Source organism: Ruminococcus flavefaciens MA2007, assembly GCF_000621845.1.
GTDB lineage: Bacteria > Bacillota > Clostridia > Oscillospirales > Ruminococcaceae > Ruminococcus > Ruminococcus flavefaciens_E.
Genome location: NZ_KK211355.1, coordinates 1 through 21,886, shown reverse-complemented (window position 1 = coordinate 21,886; position 21,886 = coordinate 1). Strand labels below are relative to the sequence as shown.

Here is a 21,886-nt window from a genome sequence, read left to right as displayed (position 1 = left end):
CTTGGCAAACTGCGGGTGACTCGCGGCAAATGGGCAGTTTTCATAATATAGCCCCCGAATAATACAGAACGTATTGCTTTTGTGCGATTTGTTTATACAAGCTGTCAATATTTGTGCAACACACACTAATTATGAACTTCTTGTTAACATCTTTCTGGAGATTCAGGCTATTTACAAATTTTATAAAAGATGATATGATATTTATATTGTATTATATCCTCACACGAGGAGTAGTAACAAGGAGGAAAATTTAATATGGAAAAGAAATTCAATGTTCGGTCACTGGTACTTCTGGGACTGCTGACGGCTATCGTTGCGTTGTTCTCGCTGACGCCTATCGGCTCTATCCCCATCGGACCACTGTCCATCACCCTGAACATTATCCCCATCGCAATAGCTGCCATCGCACTCGGACCAACAGGCGGACTTATAATGGGACTGGTGTTCGGAATCTTCAGCTTCCTTCAGTGCTTCGGTATCGGAGTTCTCAGCGGAATGGGAGCTGCTACACTGGAAATAAGCCCCACACTCACTTTCATTCAGCGCGTTGTGCCAAGAGCACTTGACGGACTGCTGGTAGGACTTATCTTCTCAGTTCTTTCAAAGGTAAGATCAAAGAAGGCTCTGTCCGTTATCTCAGGTATAGTTTCGGGCATTGTCCTCATCGGACTCTTCCTGTCTGTAATGCTTCTTATCTGCTACGATAAGGACGGCAAGTACAAGATGTCCGAGGGTATGTATAACTTCATCACATCAGGTCTCCCCATTGCGCTCACCCTTATCGGCGTGTTCGCAGCAGGATTTGCTGCAATGTTCTGGTTCGTCAACAAGAAGGACCTCTCAAAGGTACAGCAGTCATGCGGAATCGCAGGCTTCTCGGCAGCTATCCTCAACACTATCTTCTTTATGGGAGCTCTGGTAATACTTTTCAACCACACAGCTACAGGTCTTGACAACAAGTACACTATCACCATCGGCAGCGGCGTTATCTCACAGGTAAAGGACAGCGCAGGCAACGATGTCGAGTTCGCAAAAGACGGTCTCCATGTACAGTTCGGCAAAGACCTCGTCCTCACAGTAGGCGATACAAAGGACACTCTCCCCACAACGGCAAATATTGCCGAGAGATTCGAGCTCAGCTCGGACAAGCTCAAGGGAGCAGTCCTCAACGGCAAGACAATAAACGGCAAGACTGCCAAATTCACAGAGTCGGGTGCTTCCCTCAGAGGTCTCAGCGACGGCGATTATACTCTAAAGGTATACAAAAAATTCAATTACATCGACAGACTCAGAGGCGGCAAGAGCATACTGCTCTTCATCATCACCGCTGTCGGCATCAACGCATTGTTTGAAATGGTCATCTCAACAATATTCTCAACACTTATCGGCACTGCTCTCTTCAAGGCAAAGCTGATAAAGACTCCCGAAAATCTCAAGGACTAAACGCAAAAAGCCTTTCCATACATGGAAGGGCTTTTTTATGCGCTGACCGCGCCGCGGCAAAATGTCACAAAACGACCATATTTCGCAACATTTTACCATTACGAACTCCGTTAAAAGGTATGCTCAAAATAATTACTGACAGTATAATTGGACTATTTTATAAAAAATTATTGGTAGGGCAAACTATTTTTATATCTTTTCCCAAACATTTCCAAAAGGGCTTTTTTCCTATTGACAGCGCGCAAAATAGGTGATAAGATGTATGTATAATTAAAAGGAGCATTATAGATGTACAACAGAGCATTCCTGTTCAACGGCATCGGTTCAAAACCCGAAAAGCTTCTCGTAAAGCTGCCGCCAGAACTCATGGATAAATACGAGTATTACTTAGAAACTGCATTCGGCAGGCTCGGTCTCAACATGGACTTGGAGAAGAACAAGGCTTACGACGGAAGAGTAGCTGAGTGGATAATCTCACTCATCTGCGACAGAGTCGTTTTCGAGCACTACATAGACAAGGGCATAATCCCCGACATAGGTGCAGGCTACAGCTCAGGCATAGTCAGCATAAGCAGCTGTTTCGGCTCAGTGTCCCACGAATTTGCACACGATATCATCATGATGAACCGTGCTACGATGCGCTGTCTTGAGAGGAACAACGAAAAGCTCGATATGGGCATCGTTATAGGCTTCTCATACAGCGATATCGAAGAAATGTTCAAGGACAAATTCTCACCCGATGAAATAGTCATCGGAAGCGGCAACTCAAGATTCCACGTCATGGTGAGCGGACGCGCCGACGCAGTAGAAAGGGCGCTTCTTTTATGTCAGAACGAAGGCGCTATCAAGGCTTTCAGCTTCGGTACAGGAGTAGCATATCACCACCCCGTAATGAAGCAGTACTCACAGGAGTACGTTGACTTCTGCGGTTCTATAGAATACAACGCCCCCGTTTATCCTATCCTCTCTATCTTCACCAGAGAGATAATGACAGAGGGACGTCAGGTAATGAGAGAAAACCAGCTCAACGTCTATACGCCTATACGCTGGGACCTCGCTGTCAAAAAGCTTGAAGACCTCGGAGTCACCGAGTTCTTCGACGTAAGCGCAAACGGCGCCGTGAGCAAGTTCTCGCGCGTTAGCAGAAAATGTAAAATTTACACCCTTGAGGATATGTAAATTTTCATATAGCAAACACCCATTGAAAGGGAATAAGACAAGATTATCATTGATGGAGGAAATCATTATGAGAGAGATCACAGAAGAAATCAGACAGGAAATCAAGGACATGATCTTTGATTACTATGCAGAAGAATGTGAAGTTGAGAAGGACGAGATCACTATGGATACAAACCCACAGGAAGACCTCGGAAGCGACTCACTTATGTTCGTTGAGCTCATCGAGATGACTGCTGACAAGTACGACCTCGACATCAAGCTCCAGAGCATCGGCAAGTATATGCTCAAGTCACCTATGGATACAATGAGCGACGTAGTTGATATGTTCTGCAAGATCTATCAGTACGGCAACGACATCGTAAACCAGTAAGTGACAGCGATGTTACAGTCTGTTTTATCAGAGCTTCACGCCGAGGACGATATCGCCGTTCTCACTATAGACAACGGTCCCAAGAACCTCCTTACAGAGCCCGAGTTCATCGACCGTAAGGAGCTTCTCGGCTGGCTTGACAAAAATCCGCAGATAAAGGCTCTCATCATCACAGGCAAGGGCAGACATTTCTCCCACGGCGCTGACGTTTCCCTCTTCGGAGAGAGCGGCGGTGAAGAGCTTTCTGCAAAGCTTGAAAACGCAAGGGAGCTTCTCCGCACTATCGAGAAGCTGCCTATCATAACCGCTGCCGCTATCAACGGCGGCTGCTTCGGCGGCGGACTTGAAATTGCTCTGAGCTGTCAGTTCAGAGTTGCTTCACCCTCCGCATTTCTGGGACTTCCCGAGATAATGCACGGCGTAGTTCCGGGTATGGGCGGCATGGAACGCCTTTACAGGCTCCTCGGCAAGGAAAAGGCTCTCCGCATGATACTCTGCGGCGAGATGATAGGCGCCAAGGACGCCCTTGAGCTCGGTCTCGTTACCAAGCTCAGCGAAAACAAGAATTCCTTCGACGAGACAGTTTCCTTTGTTAAGGAGCTTCTCAACGGAAAGAACCTCACACAGATAAATGCTATTATCGAGACCTTCAACCTTGCAGCAGAAGGCGCAGAGGATCCTTCCAAGGGCAAGTTTGAGGCTGTTCTGGCGGAGGCGTTCAAAAAATGAGAAGAAGCTCTTACAAATTGACAGTAAGGGGCTATGAACTGGATTCCTTCGGCCACGTCAACAACTCAGTATACCTACAGTACGCAGAGACCGCTCTGTGGAACTTCTTCAAGGTACACGGGCTGCTGGCAACTATGGTGGACGAAGGACTCTTTCCTGTTATAATGGAAAGCACCCAGCGCTATATACATGAGCTCAGAATGCTGGACGAGGTCAGGATAGACACTGAGGTCACCTGCTCGGGCGGTATAGTGAGCTATAAGCATAACATCATAAACAAGAATACAGGTCTTGTTTCATGCAGAGTAACAGGCAAGCTTGCCTACGTGGATAAGCACCGCATGATATGCGACATTCCCGAAAAGGTAAGAGAGTGTCTGGAGGGGGACGAAAATGACGATAAATAAAAACGAGATAACCGCCAAGGTCTCTCAGATAAGCTCGCTGTATCAGCTTCTTGACTCTAAGGAGCAGCTCGGCGAGCCTTGCTTACTGCTTATATATACCGACAGCAGTACGGTACTCGGCGCGGACGACAGCGAAAAATCCGCAGTAAAAGCCTTTCTTTCCGACGCACAGTTCATGTCGGCGATAGTTTCCGAGGGTGAGCCCTCAGAGGAGCTCAGAGCCGCTGCTGATATGTGCATAAAGGCAGAAGAAGCTGACGAGTTCGTTGAGAAGATCTTCAAGGACAAGACAAAAAAGCAGATACAGGAGATAAACACCTGCTTCATTGCAGCAAGAAAGGCTCCTGCCGAAAAGGTGCTCGAGCTCGAATCGAGAGCCTTCTACCGCCTCATGGCTGACAAGAACGGAGGTGGCGCAAATGAGTGAGAACGGAATGATACTTGAAGAACAGGACGGTATCCTCGTTCTTTCAATGAATATGGCAGGCAACAACCTTATGACCGCTGACTTCCTCAAGGAGTACGAAGCTGTAATGGCTCAGGTAGAGGAAAAGGCTGCCAACAATACATACAAGGGACTTATCATCAAGGGCGCAGGCAGACATTTCAGCGTAGGTGCTGACGTTGACGCCCTTTCAGAACGCTCCGCAAACGAATCCTACAACGATTCCACAGGAGAGCTCCCCGCAGGCCACATTAAGCAGAAGCACTTCTTTACCTTCCTCAGAGAGCTCCCGTTCCCTGTTGTAAGCGTAGTAACAGGCTTCTGTATCGGTTCGGGCAGCGAGATAGCTGTAAACAGCCACTACAGAATAATCGAGAAGAACGCAAGAGTAGGTCAGCCCGAATCCACATTCGGCATACTCCCTGCACTGGGCGGAGTTGCAAGAACTATCGAGATATGCGGCACAAAGAACGCTTATCAGCTTGTCATGTCAGGCGAGCTCATTCCTGCCGAAGATGCATTCGCACTTGGCTGGGCTGATATCTTCGCCGACAAGAAGCAGGGCGTTCCCGAGGCTGTATCACTTATAAACTACATCTCAGAGAGCACAGACAAATTCGTGCCTTCAAACTATAAGGAGTACATCAGCTCCTACTTAAAGAACAGGGAGGCATGAATATGAAAATAGGAATAGTCGGCTACGGCAAAATGGGAAAGGACATCTTCTCCCTCTTCTTCGACAAGCTCCCCGACGCACAGTTCGTTGTCATCGACCTCTTCGGAGCTGAGGAGAACACCGCAGCACTGCTCAAAACACTCGGCAAGAGCCTGAAGCGCAAGAAGCTCACCGAGGAACAGTACGAATTCAAAAAGGATTCATTCCTTTTCACCGACGACACCTCCGCTTTAAGCGGCTGCGACGTCGTTATAGAAGCAGTATTCGAGAACATGAACGCAAAGAAAGAGCTCTTTGCAAAGGCAGCACAGGCTGTCTCAGACGACTGCCTGCTCCTTACCAATACATCTTCACTGGATATCGCGTCAGTATTCGCAGATATCCCACACAAGGAGCGCTGCTTCGGTCTGCACTTCTTCTACCCCGTAAAGCTCACAGGCTTCGTGGAGCTTAATATCCTCCCCGAGACTTCACAGAGCAATGCGGAAAAGGCTGCACAGCTGGTAAAGAGCGCAGGCAAAAAGCCGATCGTATTCTCAGGCGAATACCACATCTATCTCAACCAGATACTTGCCTGCATGGTATCCCATGCCATCTATCTCCGCGAGAGCTTCGGCGTTACCACGCCCGAGCTCAACAAGTCTCTTGAGGAGCTCTTCCCTGTTGCGCCCCCATTCGAGGTGCTTGACAGCATAGGTCTCGGACTTATGGCAGGAAGCCCCGATAACTTCCGTATCGAAAGAAACAAGGGACTCCTCGGCTACGGCTGCGAGAAGATGAACAGCTGGCTCAGCGAGGGCTGCCCCAAGGAAACAATGACATTCCTTGATTTCATGGCAGAGCACGAGAGCCCCAGCGGCAAGGACTGCGGCGAGGCTGCTCTTTATATGGCAGCACTCATTCTCAACGAGACAGTAAACGCCGTCAGCGAATACAGCGGCGACAAGGCTGTACTTCTTGAAGCTGTACAGGATACCCTCGGACTTGCCGAGACTCCTGCGGCTTACTACGATAAATTCGGCGCTGAAAAGCTCTTTGCAGCACTTGACGAACTCAGTGCAAAAACGGGCTTCGGCTCATACGTCCGCAAGGATAAGGACATCTGGGACAAAACATTCGCATAAATCCATAACTAATGATATGAGGTTGAATAAATGAAAAAAGTTGTTATCACAGGCATTGGTGCCGTTACATCAATAGGCTATACCGCTGAGGACTACTGGAACGGACTCATCGAAGGCAAGTGCGGTATGAGAACTATCACACGTATCCCTCTCGACAACCACGACACTACCGTTGCCGCAGAGGTTGACGACGCATTCGAGGCTGAGGCTTCAAAATACTGGAAAAAGCGTCAGCTCAACGCTACTACTACCGTAACAAGAATGGGACTTGCTTCCGCAGGCGAAGCTATCGAAGACTGCGGAGTGGACATAACCACCTACAACGGCAAAAGAGTCGGCGTTATCTACGGCGTTATAGATAATTCATATGAGGATTACGAGCTTGACAAGCCCCTCAACATCACACTTAAGAAGATGCCTAACGAGCTCCCTGCTCTGGTATCCATCAAGTACGGCTTCACAGGCCCTTCCTTCAACGTGAGCACAGCCTGCGCTTCTTCTGCGTATGCTATCACACTTGGCAAGCAGTTCATCGAGTCGGGACTCTGTGACATGGTCATCGCAGGCGGTATCTCCAACACAGTTACCCACCTTGTTATCAGCGGCTTCAATCAGCTCCTTGCCATGTCGGTAAATCCCGATCCCGCAACAGCTGCACGCCCCTTCACAAAGAACCGCGACGGCTTCATCATGGGCGAGGGCGGCGGTACAGTCGTTCTTGAATCCGAGGAGAGCGCAAAGGCAAGAGGTGCAAAGATTTACTGCGAGCTTGCAGGCGCTGCAATGTGCGGCGAGGCATTCAACCTTACAGCTCCAAAGACAGACGGCGTAGGCATGGCTGAGTCCATGAGACTTGCTCTTGACAACGCAGGACTTTCCCCTGATTCCGTTGACTACATCAACGCACACGGCACATCAACAGGTCTCAACGACCTCTACGAGACAAAGGCAGTCAAGGAAGTATTCGGCAAGAGAGCATACGATATCCCGGTATCCTCTGTAAAGGCTTCTATCGGCCACACTCTCGGCGCAGGCGGAGCTCTCGAAGCTATCGCTTGTATCAAGGCTATCGAGACAGGCATCGTACCTCCTACTTTACACTATGACGAGGCTGATCCCGAGCTCGACCTCAACTACGTTCCCAACAAGCCGCAGGAGCACAAGGTAGACGTTGCTATCTCCAACTCATTCGGCTTCGGCGGACACAATGCAACTCTCGTACTGAAAAGATATGAAAAGTAAGAACGTTTTCGCGTTCTATGATATATAACGATATTTCGGGACGTCGAGACGCCGTCCCCTACAGGATAAAAAAGCTCTTGTAGGGGCTGGCGTCCCCGACAGCCCGTCGGATCGTTTTTTGAAAGGATAAATAATTATGCCTATAGCACAAATGAAGACAAACTTCAGGTTCAGCGCTCCTGCTGCAAAGACTGCCTTCCTCGACGAAGCAGCAACAGAGCTGGCAGACATTCTCAAGAAGCCCCTGCCTGCAATAATGGTAATGCTTGACGACTGCTCGATGTACATGAACAAGTCCGAGGACACAGTGTTCTTTGCCGAGTTCAGATACATTCTCCCACAGGAGTACGCAGACAACAAGGCAGCATTCTTAAAGGAGCTTGCAGACAGAATGCTGAGCCTTATACAGAAGCACACTCAGGTCGATCCCTACCGCATATATATGCAGTTCACGGAGATGACGCGAGAGGGCGCTTGGAAGTACACAGGCTGAGACATAAATAGGATAGGAAAGGATATAGAAAAATATGAAATGGGCAATCAGAGACCTGCTTAACCCCGTAGCAACACGTTCACTCCTTTACGGAGCAGACCCATTCGATCTGGAATCGATACTCAAGAAGATAGACAATATAAAGGTAAAGAGCGGCAAGCAGATACAGAATGTATGGCTTGACGAATGGCACGCAAAGATAGACCGCTATACAGAGCTCCGCGACAAGGCTGAGGAAGCAGGAAACAAGATCTCAGCAAGAGAATATGCAAAGATGATCGCACAGTGCCACTATGCGTGCTTTATGGTAAACATCGAGGACGTTGAGCACAAGACCGAGATATACAACGGTCTCGTTGAGAGCTACAAGCACTATGCAAAGCTCTGCAAGAACAAGATAGAGTACGTTGAGATAGACACAAAGGCAGGCAAGATACCTGCATATATCCACTACCCCGATTCGGGCAGAAAGACAGACTACCCTGTAGTTATCACATACTCGGGTATCGGAAGCTGCAAGGAGGAGCTTGAAATGCTGGCTGCTCCCCTCAACGAAAGAGGCATCGCAGTTATCACTCCCGATATGCCGGGCGCAGGCGCTGCGATCATCTACAACAACATCAAGTGCGGCGGCAAGCAGATAGAAGCTGCTTTCGACGGCATCTACAAGTTCGTTAAGAACCACAAGAAGCTCAACGAAAAGAACATGGCTAACTTCGGTCTCTGCATGGGCGGCGGCTACGCATTCCGTGCAACTGTAAAGAACCCGAAGATAAAGGCTTGCGTAAGCCTCTTCCCACTTCTCATGAACTTCGCAGATCAGGGCAGTATCCCTGTATGGATGAAGCGCGGTAAGTGGAGCTCCTACCAGTACAGCGACGATTACCTCGAGGGCATGAGAACTCTTGAGGAGGGCACACACAAGTCCGACTTCCTTATGGTATACAGCAGCGACGACAACTGGATGACTCCCGAGGCTTCACAGAAGCTCCTCGACAAGGCAAAGGGCTACAAGGAGAGCATCCACATCGAGGATAAGCCTGCATACGTTTCCGAAGAGACTATCATGCACGCAATGCCTGTTGGCGAGCAGTACCACTGGGTAAAGCACATCGCAGCAGACTTCATCGCTGCAAGACTTATGGGGGGTAAGAAATAATGTCCGAAAAGTTCTTTGATTACTACGGCAAGTACGCTCAGGAAACTCCTGACAAGGTGCTCCTGAGAATAGACGAGAACGAGCTCACATACGGTGAGTTCATGGAAAAGACCGCAGTTCTCGGCTCTGCAATGAAAAATACAGGCATTGCCGCAAACGACAAGGTAGGCATCTGTATGCCAAACAGCATCGAGTGGTACCTTGTATACTGGTCAGCAGTAAGAATAGGCGCACAGCCTGTTCCTATGGATCCACAGAGCGGCTCATTTGAGCTCTCAAAGCTTATCCCTGCTACAACATCAAAGATAATGTTCGTAACAGAGAAGTACAGAAACAACAACATCATCGCTGCTGTAAGCGAGCTTGTACCTTCAAAGATAGCTCTCGGCAAGGTAATATGCTTCGCTGATGACAGCGTTATCCCACAGGACAGCTGCTACATCTCCGCTGATAAGTTCATGGCTGAGTACGGCAGCAAGGAGTGTGAGATATACGAGCCGTCTTATCTCCACACAATGTCCCTCGCCTGCACATCAGGCAGCACAGGCACACCTAAGATACTCTCTGTTCCTTCGGGCGGATTCCTCTCCACACAGAAGGACATGGGCGACTACCTCGAATTCAAGTCAGACGACGTAATGATGCTTGGCATGACTCTCTATCATCAGGGCGGCTTCGGCATGGGACAGCAGATGGTGCTCAAGGGCGGTACAGTTATGTATCAGCCTCAGTTCAACCCTATCACATTCCTCGAGACAGTTCAGAAGTACAAGATAAACGTTATCCAGCTCACTTCCACACTGGCAAAGGTGCTTCTTTCAACTCCAGACTTTGACAAGTACGACCTTTCAAGCGTTCGTATCTGCTATTTCGCAGGCGAAGTTCTCCCCAAGGAGATAGCTGACATCTTCGTTGAAAAGCTCCATATCCGTGTTATCAACGTTATCGGTTCTTCCGAGACCTGCACAATGGTAGTATGGGATTCAGCTATAGATCAGGGCACAGATCCCAGCGATTTCAAGAAGCTCAGCTTCACAGATATCCGCGTTATCGACGAAAAGCACAATGACGTTCCCGAGGGCGAAGTGGGCGAGCTCTGCGTATACACAGACGGCGTAATCACAGATTACTTCGGCAACCCCGAGCTCTCCGCAGAAAAGATACTCACAGACGAGCAGGGACGCCGCTGGTTCTGCACAGGCGACCTTGTAAACAAGCTCCCGGGCGGTATCGTTCGTTTCGCAGGCAGAAGCAAGCGTATCATCAAGCGCGGCGGAAACCTCGTTCACGCTGAGGAAGTTGAGGCTTGTCTCCTTACTCACCCACAGATCGCAGCAGCTGCTGTAACAGACGAGCCCCACCCCGTTATCGGTCAGCAGATAGTTGCTTATATCCAGCCAAAGGGCGACGCAAGAATAACAAGAGGCGATATCGCAAAGTACTTTGACGGAAAGCTCTCCGCCTACAAGGTGCCCGATAAGGTAGTTCCCGTTGAGGAGATACCAAAGGATATCGGCAAGATACAGTTCAAATATCTGAGAAAAAAGGAGTATAAATAATGAACAACCTTAATTTTGACGAGTTTACAAAGGCAATTTCCGATTATGTAGGCGTTGACGCTTCCGAGATAACAAGAGATACAGACGTTTACGACGACCTCTTCCTCGATTCACTCGGACTTTTCGGTCTCGGCTCTGAGATAACAGAAACATTCAAGCTCAACATTCCCCTTTCACTGGTAGCTTCTATCAGCAAGGTAGGCGAGATATTCGACCTCCTCAACGAAAAGGGCACACCTATCGAGTAATATGGTATTGTTTTTCTTCCCACACGCAGGCGGCTCTGCAAAGAGCTACAGCTCCTTCAAGCGCTTTCTGCCAAAGGAGCTGACTGTAGTGCCTATGGAGCTCTCAGGGCGCTTTACGCGCTCCTCAGAGCCTCTCCTCGATAATGTACAGGACTGCATTGCCGACCTCATAGAGAAGCATTCCGAGCTTCTCAGCGGCGACTATGCGCTTTTCGGACACAGCATGGGAACAGTTCTCGTTACCGAGTTCGTAAAGCAGACAAAGGCAAAGGGACTCCCCCAGCCCTGTCACATATTCCTTTCGGGCAAGAATCCGCCCGACGAGGACGTACACTGCTTCGAGAATATTGAGAGCGCTTCCGACGACGAGATAGTATCATTCTTTACGAAGAACTCACTTTCATCAAACGCACCCGTTCCCGACGAGGAGCTCATGCGTGCGCTGAACCGTGTGCTCTGCACCGATGTTCGTATGGCTGAGCGCTATAAAGCCACACCCGATGAGGTAAAGTTCGGCTGTGATATCACAGTGATATACGGCAAGGACGATCCCCTTATGCAGAGCGTAGACATGAAGAGCTGGAGCCGCTTTACAGACGGCAAATGCGAAGTCTTTCCCTTTGAGGGCGACCATTTCTACTTCCAGCAGCATAAGGAAGAGGTTTGCAAAATAATCACGGAGCGATTGGGGCTTAGTGATTAGTGATTAGTTATTAGTGATTAGTAAGGGCGGCGGAAAGCCGCCCTTTTCGCGTATATGATGTTTTATGCTGGCGACGGATTTGCAGACTTAAACAACAATAAACAACGGGCTGATGTAAAAATCAGCCCGTTGTTTCTTAACTCTTAATTCTTAGTTCTTAGTTCTTAGCTCTTAGCTCTTAGTTCTAATTTCTGAAGCTCAATGACTTACAGCCGCTTTCTTAGCAGTATTAGCAATAGCCGCGCCGCTGTATTTTACCTTTCTCACCAGAAGTGTAAGCATAATAAGCATTAACACAAATCCAGCCTCCACGATGAAGCAAAGCAGTACGTCGCCTCTGCTGAAAGGCTCGATATCGGCTATCATATTATTAGCCTTTACGTACCAGTAAGCAGGCAGGAATCTTGCTACTGAGAGGACCTTGTCGCTGAGGACTTCCATAGGGATAAATATTCCGCAGAGGAAGCTCATACCGATACTGAGCACCTGTGTGATAATGTTCAGCACGTTTTCCTTTGGCTCAAAGCTTGCCACAAATACAGCCATAGCAGTTACCACCAATGAGAATATGAAGCTGTTTAATACCGCGTACCATGCTCTGCCAGCGTACATTTCCTTGTTGAGCACAGCTCCTATTATAATAAGCAGGAGCCATACCGAGACAACAAACAAGCCGCTTCCTAAAATAAGCTGTGTTGTGTATTTTGAGCTGTTCATGCAGGAGCAGTTGGTGCGGTAGCGTATATCCTTCTTGTTCATGGTAACAAGCACCTGACAGATAACGATGAATACTGCCGCAATGAGTATATATGGCATATACTGGAAATAGCCTGCGAAATCCACACTGTAGTGCGAATTGCCGCCCTTGTCAACTCTCAGCATATCAACGTCCGTGTGCTGTGAGAGCGCCTTCTCAGTGCAGCTTATAGCCTCGTCAACAGTCTTGCCCATAGCGAGGTAAGCCTTTACCGAAGTGGTGTACTCGTCGAGGAACTGTCCGATATATACTACCGAGTAGTTCTCGTCGATGTGGTAGCTTCCGAAGAGGTCGGCTGTATCCCCTGCCGCCAGCTTCTCGGCATAGCCCTTATTGATAATGAGCGCGTAGTTGACGCGCTTATAATACAGAGCGTCGATGATAGCGTCCCTGTCGTTCTCTATTTCATCTATATCATTGGTTTTTCCGATAAACTCGGTGAGTGCGCGGCTCTCGGGAGTATCGTCCTCGTCGAACACGCATATATTCAGCTTTGTCACCTCGAATTTATTATCCTTTGTCGAGGCATTTGTAACGAGGATAGAGATGACCACGAATACTATGATATATATCATAGCAGAAGGCAGTCTTTTTCTCATTATCTTCATCATAGCTTTAAATACTTGCATATTTTTTCCTCCTTGAAAAGACAATGCCGAGGGTTATGAACAATACTGTAATGACCGCCATAGTTATCAGCTTTGTAAAGTAGCGGTCGTAGTCCTCATAGATGTTGAGGCAGTAGAAGCAGTCCGATATTACTGCAACGGGATTGATGTTATTGAACCACGGAGCTTTCTCAGCCACGATAGCCTTCATATTACCCATCATAAGACCGCTGAAGAAGCACAGCAGCATTGATGTGGTCATAAGTATAGCCGTCTTTACCTTTTCGCTGACGCGTGCAAAAGAGCCTACCAGGAAGCCGAAGGAAACTCCGAGGATACCTCCGAATATTGCCGTAGGATAAACCAGCCACAGTCTGTCGCCGAAGTCCACTTTGAGCACGAATGCAAGGAATGTGACGCATACTGTCATGCATATGGTCTGCAATATGAAGCTGCTTGCAAGGCTTGCAAGAACGCTTATTGACTTAGGCACAGGCGAGCAGCAGCTTCTTGCGCCGAGAGCCGAAAGGTCAGCCTGTCTGCGCGAGGTAACAGTCATGCCTGTTATAGAACCGAATATAGCCACCATAGCGATAAGGTTGTAGAAATACTGTGCATAAACGTCGGGATTTCCCTGAGTTACGGGTATCTCCCTGCATGAGGAAACTGTCTCCGCTGTAAGCGTTTCAATGACCTCCTGAGCCTTTTCGGGAGCTGTTTCAAAAGCGTCCTTAGCTATCTTCTCGCGGACTGAATACTGCTCCACAAAGGATTTCAGCATAGTCTCGCGGAGTCCCTTTTCCTTGACCGTCAGGCTCAGCTTCTCACCCGAGAAGATTATGCCCTCAACATCGCCGTCGTCAAGGAGCTTTTCAGCATTTGCCTTATCTGTAAAGCTTGCAGTGATAAAGGGCTCGTCGGCGCTCTCAATGTTTTCGATGACCTGTCTGAACGCCTTGTTTTCGCTCTCCTCCACCACTGCAACAGGAATGGAATTGAATTTCTCGGTCTTTTCGTAGATACTTCCGAAGCCCACCTTAAATACGGTACCGAGAATTATGGGGAAAAGTATGAGCCATATAATGAGGTCTTTGCTTCTCAAACCGCCTTTAAGCTCATATTTCAATATATGCATGAACATGGTCAGTCCTCCTTGTCTCTGAGAGCAGTACCAGTAATTTCGAGGAATACGTCGTTGAGTGTGGGGAGCTCCGTATATACTCTGCCGAAGCCCAGCTCGTTCTTCTGCAATACGTCCAGCACTCTTGTGAGGTTGTGCTTGCCGCCCGAGCAGTATACGGAAAGCTTGCCGTTCTCGAACCTTGAATCGTATACATGAGGCAGTGAAGCTATCTCACTGTATGCCTTGTCGGGGAGCTCCAGTATCTCAATGATGATAGTCTCCGTATTCTTTATCATGCGCTTGAGCTCGTCCTTAGTGCCCTCAGCCACCTTTTTGCCCTTATCCATGATAGAGATACGTGTGCATATCTGCTCTACCTCCTCCATGTAGTGCGAGGTGTAGATGACTGTAGCGCCGTTTTTGTTGAGCTCCTGAATGCCTTCAAGGATACGGTTACGGCTCTGGGGATCAACGGCAACTGTAGGCTCGTCGAGGATTATGAGCTTAGGCTTGTGAGCTATGCCGCAGGCGATGTTCAGTCTGCGTAGAAGACCTCCCGACAGCTTTTTCGGATAGAACTTGCGGAAGTCCTCCAGTCCCACGAACTTGATAGCGTCATCAACGCACTGCTTTCTCTTTTCCTTGTCATTGATGTAGAGTCCGCAGAAGTAGTCGATGTTCTCATAAACCGTAAGCTCGTCAAAGACAGCCACATTCTGCATGATAACGCCAATATCCTTCTTGATATCGTAGCTTACGGGAGTCATCTCCTTACCGAATATCTCAATATCGCCCTTATCGAATGAGAGAAGTGACAGCAGACAGTTTATTGTAGTGGTCTTGCCCGAGCCGTTAGGTCCGAGAAGTCCGAATATCTCTCCCTGCTCAATTTCCAGATTGAGGTGATCCAAAGCTATGAGGTCGCCGTAGCGCTTAACGAGATCCTTTATTTTAACAACTGTATTCATAGTGTTTTCCTCCCTTATGTTTTTCACTATAATCATTATACAATACTGAAAACGATTTTTGTAGTGTCTTGTGTCAGTTTCTCATATGACATTTGTCACATTTCAGATATTACAAATATCACATAAAAAAATCTGCTTTTGTAACGTTACCGTAAGATTGACATTTTATAATGGGAGTAACATAAGAGAAAGGTGGTCTTTATATGGAAAACAACATTATAATAAAAACAGAAAAGCTCTGCAAGCAGTACGGCGAGGGCGAGACAAAGCTCATGGCAGTAAACAACGTCGACCTTGAGGTCCGCAAGGGCGAATTTGTAGCTATAACAGGCGAAAGCGGCAGCGGCAAGACTACTCTGCTGAACTGTCTCGGCTCACTTGACAGACCTACCGGCGGCAGTATCTTCGTAAACGGCAAGGACATCACCAAGCTTGACGACAAGGGACTTTCCGCCTACCGCAGAAAGAACATCGGCTTTATATTCCAGTCCTACAACCTTATCCCCGTGCTCAACGTCGAGGAAAACATCGTCCTGCCCCTGAATCTCGACAACACTCCCCCCGATATGGATTTCTTGGAGGAGCTCCTGCGCCTTACGGGACTTGACAAGAAGCGCCGTAACTATCCTCACGAGCTCTCAGGCGGTCAGCAGCAGCGTGTAGCCTTTGCCCGCGCCCTAATACACAAGCCCCAGATAATCCTCGCTGACGAGCCTACAGGCAACCTTGACAGCAAGAACAGCCGCGAGATAATCTCCATACTGAAAACCTCCATAAAGAAATACAACCAGACGCTGATACTCATCACTCATGACGGCAGCATAGCAACTCAGGCAGACCGCGTCTGCCGTATCACCGACGGTGTGCTTTCCGAATAAGGGGGCGGTACAATGAAACATCTTATTGCACTTTCAATGAAATATATCCGCCGACAAAAGCTCCGCACATTCCTTACATTCATGTGCATAACCCTGTCGGCATTTATCCTCACCACCATATGCTGCTACGGCAGCAGCCTTTACACCACATTATATAATGAAGCTGTCTATGACGAGGGCAAATGGGAGGTAGACATCTCCTCATGGCTCGAAAAGTCAAAGGACACCGACAAGGCAGCAGATATAATACGGAATCATGCCGTAGTCGATGACTATTTCTGCACAGAAACCAGATTTGTCAGCTTGGGCGAAGATGAGGATATGGAAGAAGGCTCATATGACGGGAAGTCACACTTTATGGAGATATCCGACGGCAAAAACACCACTGCCTGCCGCACCTTCCTGACAAGCTCATTAAGCGGAAACGCTGACATCATAGGTGAGCTCGACAAAAACAGTATGCCTGTATCTCTGAACTCCATATCCCAGAGATCAGGTATCTACGTTCCCATGGAAATAAGGGATATGGGCTATTCCGAGGGCGATACCATATCACTCACTGTCCGTCCTGCCGCAGGCGTTGTAGACGAGGATTCCGATATCGTCAAGAACGCCCGTGAGGAGCTGAAAGAAAAATACGGCACAGAGTACTGCAAGGGCGAAAAGGGCTATGACAGACTCACAAAGGAGCAGCGCCAGAAGGCATACAACAATACTATCGAGAACTATCTCCGCATAAAAAAGCGTATACCTCTCCGCAAAATACCCTATACCGACCTTGAATACGGCGAGCCTGTGACATTTACCTTTAAAATAGCAGGCTTTATAACTCCGAACAGCTTCATTTTCAGAAACGAAGAATTTATAACGCTCAGCACAGACAGCGACAAACTCGATATCTCGGAGCTTTATAAAAAGAATCCCCAGCTCGACTTACAGTATAACCCGTTGATGAAGATACGTCTTATCGACAACTGCGACTATGACGAAGCCCTGAAAATGCTGTTCACAGATTTAGGCTTCGACTATGACAGTCAGTTCCTTGACGAATATGAGTTTCCTCAAGGAGAAAACACGCTTCTTCTTGCACTTGAGCTGAAAAGCCCCTATGCCATGTATAAGACAATGGTAGCTATCGTGCCCATGCTTATAGTGCTTCTTATAGGCTGGTTCATATCCCGATTCGTTATCGACAACACCTTTGAAATGGCAGTACAGGAGCGCAGCACTCACTTTGCCGCAATGCGTATCATGGGCGCTTCAAAGACACAGATAGCCTTTGTAGTCCTCAACGAAGCCCTGTTCTACTGCTTCACGGCGATACCTCTCGGAATGATATTAGCGGTAATTGTATGCCGTCTGTGCTTCAACTCACTGAAAAACTCGGGAATACAATTCTGCGAGTTCTCCGCAAAGCCTCTGTTCATTGAAGTTGCCGCATTCCTCACCATAATCGCACTGTTCATCTCGGCATATACCTCAGCTATGTGGGCTTCGAGAAAGCTCTCCCCTGCTGAGGCGCTCAACTTCGGCAAGCCCAAGAGCAAAAGAAAGCTCCGCAAGAGGAAGTCAAAGCTGAACCTCAGCTCAAGGAAGTGGCTCCGCCGCTACACCAAGAAGAACATCAAAGCCTGCAAGAGCCGCTTCATAGTCGCAACTATAACAATGGCTCTGGGAGTTGCCATGTTCACCGCAACAGCTCTGATAGGCAACAGCCTAAAACATGAGATGAAAGACATGGCGGACGAACTCAACTTCGATTTCTATATCGACAGCTATGTCATCGACGATCCCGATACCCCCCTTGCCGAGCCCGAAAAATACTTCTCCGACAAAGAGATATTCCCTGAATACTATATACAGGGCTACAATATTGTCGGTCTTAATTCAAGGGACGGCTCTGACAAGATAGTTTCAAACAAGCTCATGCGCACACCGAGAAAAGGTGTCACCATGACGTCTATCAATATTATCAGCGAATATGAATACAACAATAAAAGCATTGACAAAATAACAGGCATAAGCTATGAAGAATACAAAAACATGGACGGCGTATTCTTCAATAACTCCATATACGGTTCGGAACCAAAATTCGATGAGGAAACAGGCGAGTATATCTCCGCATACGAAAAAAGCTACACTGATCTGGGCAAAGGCTTTACCATAACCGATTACGAAGGTCACAGCTACCACATAGTCGGAAAGCTGTCAGGTAAATTAGGCGATGGAACTATTATAATCCCCGCAGAAAAAGCCCCTCAGTACGGCATAAATTCATTCGATATCCTGCTGAATGTATCTGATGCCAAGCACTATGATGCAGCAAAGGAAAAGGTAAACGATTTTGCAATGAACAACTTCGCAGCCAGTATCGAAGACATTTTCGTAGTCAATACAGGACTTAGCAGTTTCATCAGTGCGATAGTAAAGATAGTGGCTTCATTCCTCATATCGATATGGCTTGTAGGAGTACTCTCCATGATAAACTCGGTAAACACCAGCGTACTGAACCGAAGCCGCGAGCTCATGATGCTCAGGAGCGTAGGCATGACAAAGAAACAGCTCCGCAAGAGCGTAATGCTGGAGACAATAATGTTCTCCACCACAGCCGCTGTCTCGGGAGCGATACTTGGCACAGGCTTATATATGCTGACGCTTATAGAAACTCTGATTTCAAAAGAGCTCAGGCTTCAGGACGTTGCAGCAATACCAGCCGTTGTGGCGCTTGCACTCGGCATAAATGTACTGATATCCATTATCGCCGCAATACCTGCTATCAAGAACCTGAACAAGGTAGAATCCATAGCACAGGCAGCCAACGGCTAAGCAGCGAAAAAGGCATGAAGAATACTCTTCATGCCTTTTTCTAAAATAAGAAAGAATAGAGAAGAAATAAGAATAAAAGTGTCCGCTTCGCGGACATATTAAAAATAATATCGCCGAAAGGCGATACCATAATTATTCTTTATTCATTATTCTTTCTTCTTTATTATTTTAGGTGGAGTGATGCAAATCACTCCACCGCTTTATTTTCTCCGCAGATACATTACCTCGCGGAGCGGCTTGCCGCCGATAATATCGTCCATGTAGTCCTCAGTGCATACAAAGCCCTGCTTCTCATAGAAGCGTCTGGCTCTGTGGTTGTCCTCCAGCACCCACAGAAGAATCTCCCTGTAGCCGAGAAATTCAAGCTCCTCTATGCAAGCCTCCATAAGCTGAGAGCCGATACCTCTGCCTATATACTCGGGCAGCAGATAAATAGTAACTATCTCGCCGCAGCTGCTGAAATTCTCCCAACGTGACGGACAAAAGCTTGCCGTGCCTACTATTTTGTCCCCGTCAAATGCACCTATCTCAGTCCTGCCGTTTTTGAGGATATTTCCGCCCCATTTTTCCTTAGGGATATTGTCGAGGTAGTCCTGAGGTATAATGCCCTTGTATGCGAACTGCCAGCTCTTCTCGTAAATATTCCTTACAGCCTTGAAATCATCGTTTTCAGTGATATGTCTTATTTCCATGTTATCCCTCCTTTGAAGAAAAATTATAGCACATCGACAGCAATTAGTCAAGCCAAGGCAAAAGAAAAAACACGCATTTGCGTGTTTTAAATGAAGAAGGGGACAAATTATAAAAGGAAGAATTAATAAAGGTTAAGAAAGGGAAATTGAACAACATACTTGTTTTGTTGTCCTTATTATATCACGTTCTGTATACTTTGTCAAGAGAAACTCTATAGAATTCATAAAATTATAACATTTTGTATACTGTATGTAGATATCACCTCAGATTCTCCTAAACCCAAATAAAACTGTGCCATTACGGCAATAAAAAATGTGCCCACAGGAGCGGACACATTTCAATTATCAGCTGCGTTTCAGTTCATATAACTGAACTGCTGCTTTTTGTCTTTCAATAACAGATACGCTTTTGTTCTTTCTTCTTTCGTTTACCTCGGGAAGCCCTTCAAGGTGCATCAGAGTAATTTTATAAGGTATCATTCTTGCCTCTCTGTCCTTTTTTGCGTCGTCTGCATTGTCCAGCCACTGCACATACGGGCTTGGAGCTATCTCATCATAGCAGCCGATCTCCTTGAAGTACCTGTAATCCCCTGGACATCGGTTCCTTACATTGGCAGCTACGGCAGCAAAACCGCTTCTTATGCCGTTCTTTAAGAAACCGTTCTGCGGCATGATATCCGAATTATAAGCCAAGGTCATCTTATCGCAGAGCTCTATGATTTTCTCGTTATCACCTATCTCACAGATATCGCTGAGATATGAGCAGTTCAAACCGTCAAAAACCTCGCAATGTATCTTGAATTCAGCAATATCCTCTCTGTCGGCTTTTTCGTCCAGAACAAAGAAATAAGACTTGATGACCTCGTCTTCGATGCCTGAGCGTCCTAAGCTTGCGTGTCTTTCGAGGAAAGTCTTATAACAGCTTCCCAGCGTCGAATAGTGCAGTTCACCGAAGTAAACTATCATATCCGTATCAAGATACAGGTCCTCGAAGGTCTCCTCCCAGTCATCATCAAAGATACAATTTCTGTTGCTGAAACAGCTCTGACAGCCTGTACAGCAGCGTATCTCCTTATCTCTTAAAATAATGCTGCTGACAGTAAAGCCGCTTTTTTCAAATCTCTTTTTAGCAGTTTCCAGAGCAGATGTGATTTTCGCATTTTCATTTTCGCAGGTATCCAGCAGAACCACACGTCCCTGTTTTTTTATCTCAGGCATATTTCTGTCATGATAATATTCTGCTACAGCTCTTACGTACTTAAACCAGCAGAAAAGCTCCTCACGTCCGACAGGCGAAAGAATCGCCGAACTTTCGAGGCTCAGGCTGTTAATATACATCAAATTGTTCCTTTCAGCCCATATCTCAAATCTGTTATGAGCCAATGTATCTCCCACCATGCCCGAAGTTGAAATAAAGGTAATAGGCTTATCCTTTATTAAATCATAGTACTCATCGGACAAAACGTCCAACAATTTACCCATACTGCTGTGAACATCAAAATGGAAAACCGCACCTGACATTACAATGAGGTCAGCGTTTTTCACAGCACTCTCGATCCTCTCATCAACTGTTCCGCTGAATGCAGGGACGATATCAAACTCGTCATGATCCAGCATTTCCTGAAACCATTTCTGCAAATAAAGAACAGCCTGCATGGTAATGGACAAATTGTTTTTCGGAGAACAATTAAGAACACAAATTTTCATTTAAAACTTCCCACTTTCTCTTCGGAAATATTCTCTGTCTACAGCCGCCTGATCCAATCAGGACAAGGATTTTTCCGAATTATTATGTTTGGAAAGCTCATTCTGTTAATCTCACATCTTTTAAGTGCACTGTTAATTAAGGACAATATAATTAATATCTATTAATCGCCGTTTAGTTAAATCATCGCACAGTTATTAATTATACAGTGTTTCCCCTCATTTGTCAAGGTGTATAAACATATAATTGCAGTTATATCCGTATATGAATAAAAGAACTCCTGCAAAACAGGAGCTAAACTAAAAACTTCATGAAATAAAAAAAGACACCTGCTATTGCAGATGTCCTTTTGGCTCCCCCTGCCCGGCTCGAACGGGCGACAACTCGGTTAACAGCCGAGTGCTCTACCGACTGAGCTAAGGAGGAATATATATGTCGGCACTGATTTAGTTTCCCGGGCCGTCACCAGCCAAGTATCGTCAACGCGAATGAGCTTAACTTCCGTGTTCGGAATGGGAACGGGTGTGACCTCATTGCCATAAGCACCGACTA

General features: G+C 47.1%; 21 protein-coding genes, 1 tRNA gene and 1 rRNA gene. 16 read left to right on the top strand and 7 right to left on the bottom strand.

What is annotated here, in order from left to right; all coding sequences use genetic code 11:
* Nucleotides 1-255 precede the first annotated feature (255 nt).
* The 14 genes from T497_RS17745 to T497_RS0113110 all read left to right on the top strand — a co-directional run bounded on the left by T497_RS17745 (nt 256) and on the right by T497_RS0113110 (nt 11,777).
* On the top strand, nt 256-1,443 hold the full coding sequence (locus tag T497_RS17745) for an ECF transporter S component (protein WP_051530680.1): 1,188 nt from the start codon (nt 256-258) through the stop codon (nt 1,441-1,443).
* Between the two features lie 288 nt (nt 1,444-1,731).
* The gene (locus tag T497_RS0113170) at nt 1,732-2,622 is read left to right on the top strand and encodes a malonyl CoA-ACP transacylase (RefSeq protein ID WP_028516010.1); all 891 of its coding nucleotides are present in this window, start codon (nt 1,732-1,734) and stop codon (nt 2,620-2,622) included.
* A 67-nt stretch (nt 2,623-2,689) separates the two neighbouring features.
* The gene (locus tag T497_RS0113165) at nt 2,690-2,992 is read left to right on the top strand and encodes an acyl carrier protein (protein ID WP_024861539.1); all 303 of its coding nucleotides are present in this window, start codon (nt 2,690-2,692) and stop codon (nt 2,990-2,992) included.
* Nucleotides 2,993-3,001: 9 nt separating this feature from the next.
* Nucleotides 3,002-3,721: an enoyl-CoA hydratase/isomerase family protein gene (locus T497_RS0113160; RefSeq protein ID WP_028516009.1), complete on the top strand. Its 720-nt coding sequence runs from the start codon at nt 3,002-3,004 to the stop codon at nt 3,719-3,721.
* Nucleotides 3,718-4,128 carry an acyl-CoA thioesterase gene (locus T497_RS0113155; RefSeq protein WP_028516008.1) on the top strand — a complete coding sequence of 137 codons (411 nt, stop codon included), beginning with the start codon at nt 3,718-3,720 and terminating at the stop codon, nt 4,126-4,128. Before T497_RS0113160 ends, T497_RS0113155 begins: the two co-directional genes overlap by 4 nt.
* Nucleotides 4,115-4,555: a hypothetical protein gene (locus T497_RS0113150; RefSeq protein WP_028516007.1), complete on the top strand. Its 441-nt coding sequence runs from the start codon at nt 4,115-4,117 to the stop codon at nt 4,553-4,555. The genes T497_RS0113155 and T497_RS0113150 overlap by 14 nt, the downstream gene beginning before the upstream one ends.
* Nucleotides 4,548-5,249 (top strand): enoyl-CoA hydratase/isomerase family protein, encoded by a 702-nt coding sequence (locus T497_RS0113145; RefSeq protein WP_028516006.1) that lies wholly within the window; start codon nt 4,548-4,550, stop codon nt 5,247-5,249. The genes T497_RS0113150 and T497_RS0113145 overlap by 8 nt, the downstream gene beginning before the upstream one ends.
* Nucleotides 5,250-5,251: 2 nt before the next feature.
* On the top strand, nt 5,252-6,373 hold the full coding sequence (locus T497_RS0113140; protein WP_028516005.1) for a 3-hydroxyacyl-CoA dehydrogenase family protein: 1,122 nt from the start codon (nt 5,252-5,254) through the stop codon (nt 6,371-6,373).
* Nucleotides 6,374-6,403: 30 nt separating this feature from the next.
* The gene (locus T497_RS0113135) at nt 6,404-7,615 is read left to right on the top strand and encodes a beta-ketoacyl-[acyl-carrier-protein] synthase family protein (protein ID WP_028516004.1); all 1,212 of its coding nucleotides are present in this window, start codon (nt 6,404-6,406) and stop codon (nt 7,613-7,615) included.
* Nucleotides 7,616-7,751: 136 nt separating this feature from the next.
* The gene (locus T497_RS0113130) at nt 7,752-8,108 is read left to right on the top strand and encodes a phenylpyruvate tautomerase MIF-related protein (protein ID WP_028516003.1); all 357 of its coding nucleotides are present in this window, start codon (nt 7,752-7,754) and stop codon (nt 8,106-8,108) included.
* A 34-nt stretch (nt 8,109-8,142) separates the two neighbouring features.
* A complete protein-coding gene (locus T497_RS0113125) occupies nt 8,143-9,267 on the top strand; it encodes an alpha/beta hydrolase (RefSeq protein ID WP_037325208.1) in 1,125 nt (374 codons plus the stop codon).
* The gene (locus T497_RS0113120; RefSeq protein WP_028516001.1) at nt 9,267-10,826 is read left to right on the top strand and encodes a class I adenylate-forming enzyme family protein; all 1,560 of its coding nucleotides are present in this window, start codon (nt 9,267-9,269) and stop codon (nt 10,824-10,826) included. Before T497_RS0113125 ends, T497_RS0113120 begins: the two co-directional genes overlap by 1 nt.
* Complete coding sequence (locus T497_RS0113115) at nt 10,826-11,074, top strand: acyl carrier protein (RefSeq protein WP_028516000.1); 249 nt, start codon at nt 10,826-10,828, stop codon at nt 11,072-11,074. Before T497_RS0113120 ends, T497_RS0113115 begins: the two co-directional genes overlap by 1 nt.
* Nucleotide 11,075: 1 nt before the next feature.
* Nucleotides 11,076-11,777, top strand: coding sequence for a thioesterase II family protein (locus T497_RS0113110; protein ID WP_028515999.1), 702 nt, complete (start codon nt 11,076-11,078; stop codon nt 11,775-11,777).
* Between the two features lie 198 nt (nt 11,778-11,975).
* On the opposite strand, the gene T497_RS16925 is transcribed toward T497_RS0113110, so the two are convergent.
* The 3 genes from T497_RS16925 to T497_RS0113095 are packed head-to-tail and all read right to left on the bottom strand — an operon-like array spanning nt 11,976 to nt 15,233.
* Nucleotides 11,976-13,163: an ABC transporter permease gene (locus T497_RS16925; protein WP_051530679.1), complete on the bottom strand. Its 1,188-nt coding sequence runs from the start codon at nt 13,161-13,163 to the stop codon at nt 11,976-11,978.
* Nucleotides 13,150-14,283 (bottom strand): ABC transporter permease, encoded by a 1,134-nt coding sequence (locus T497_RS0113100; protein ID WP_028515998.1) that lies wholly within the window; start codon nt 14,281-14,283, stop codon nt 13,150-13,152. The genes T497_RS16925 and T497_RS0113100 overlap by 14 nt, the downstream gene beginning before the upstream one ends.
* A gap of 2 nt (nt 14,284-14,285) precedes the next feature.
* Nucleotides 14,286-15,233 (bottom strand): ABC transporter ATP-binding protein, encoded by a 948-nt coding sequence (locus tag T497_RS0113095; RefSeq protein WP_028515997.1) that lies wholly within the window; start codon nt 15,231-15,233, stop codon nt 14,286-14,288.
* Between the two features lie 203 nt (nt 15,234-15,436).
* On the opposite strand from T497_RS0113095, the gene T497_RS0113090 reads away from it, so the two are divergent.
* Both T497_RS0113090 and T497_RS0113085 read left to right on the top strand, forming a co-directional pair.
* Nucleotides 15,437-16,111, top strand: coding sequence for an ABC transporter ATP-binding protein (locus T497_RS0113090; protein WP_028515996.1), 675 nt, complete (start codon nt 15,437-15,439; stop codon nt 16,109-16,111).
* A 12-nt stretch (nt 16,112-16,123) separates the two neighbouring features.
* On the top strand, nt 16,124-18,937 hold the full coding sequence (locus tag T497_RS0113085; RefSeq protein ID WP_028515995.1) for an ABC transporter permease: 2,814 nt from the start codon (nt 16,124-16,126) through the stop codon (nt 18,935-18,937).
* Between the two features lie 200 nt (nt 18,938-19,137).
* On the opposite strand, the gene T497_RS0113080 is transcribed toward T497_RS0113085, so the two are convergent.
* The 4 genes from T497_RS0113080 to rrf all read right to left on the bottom strand — a co-directional run bounded on the left by T497_RS0113080 (nt 19,138) and on the right by rrf (nt 21,884).
* Nucleotides 19,138-19,629: a GNAT family N-acetyltransferase gene (locus T497_RS0113080; protein ID WP_028515994.1), complete on the bottom strand. Its 492-nt coding sequence runs from the start codon at nt 19,627-19,629 to the stop codon at nt 19,138-19,140.
* A 345-nt stretch (nt 19,630-19,974) separates the two neighbouring features.
* The gene (locus T497_RS0113075; protein ID WP_155266916.1) at nt 19,975-21,336 is read right to left on the bottom strand and encodes an NAD(P)H-dependent oxidoreductase; all 1,362 of its coding nucleotides are present in this window, start codon (nt 21,334-21,336) and stop codon (nt 19,975-19,977) included.
* A gap of 348 nt (nt 21,337-21,684) precedes the next feature.
* Nucleotides 21,685-21,760 (bottom strand) — tRNA-Asn (locus T497_RS0113070).
* Between the two features lie 7 nt (nt 21,761-21,767).
* Nucleotides 21,768-21,884: ribosomal RNA gene (gene rrf / locus T497_RS0113065) — 5S ribosomal RNA — on the bottom strand.
* Nucleotides 21,885-21,886 lie beyond the last annotated feature (2 nt).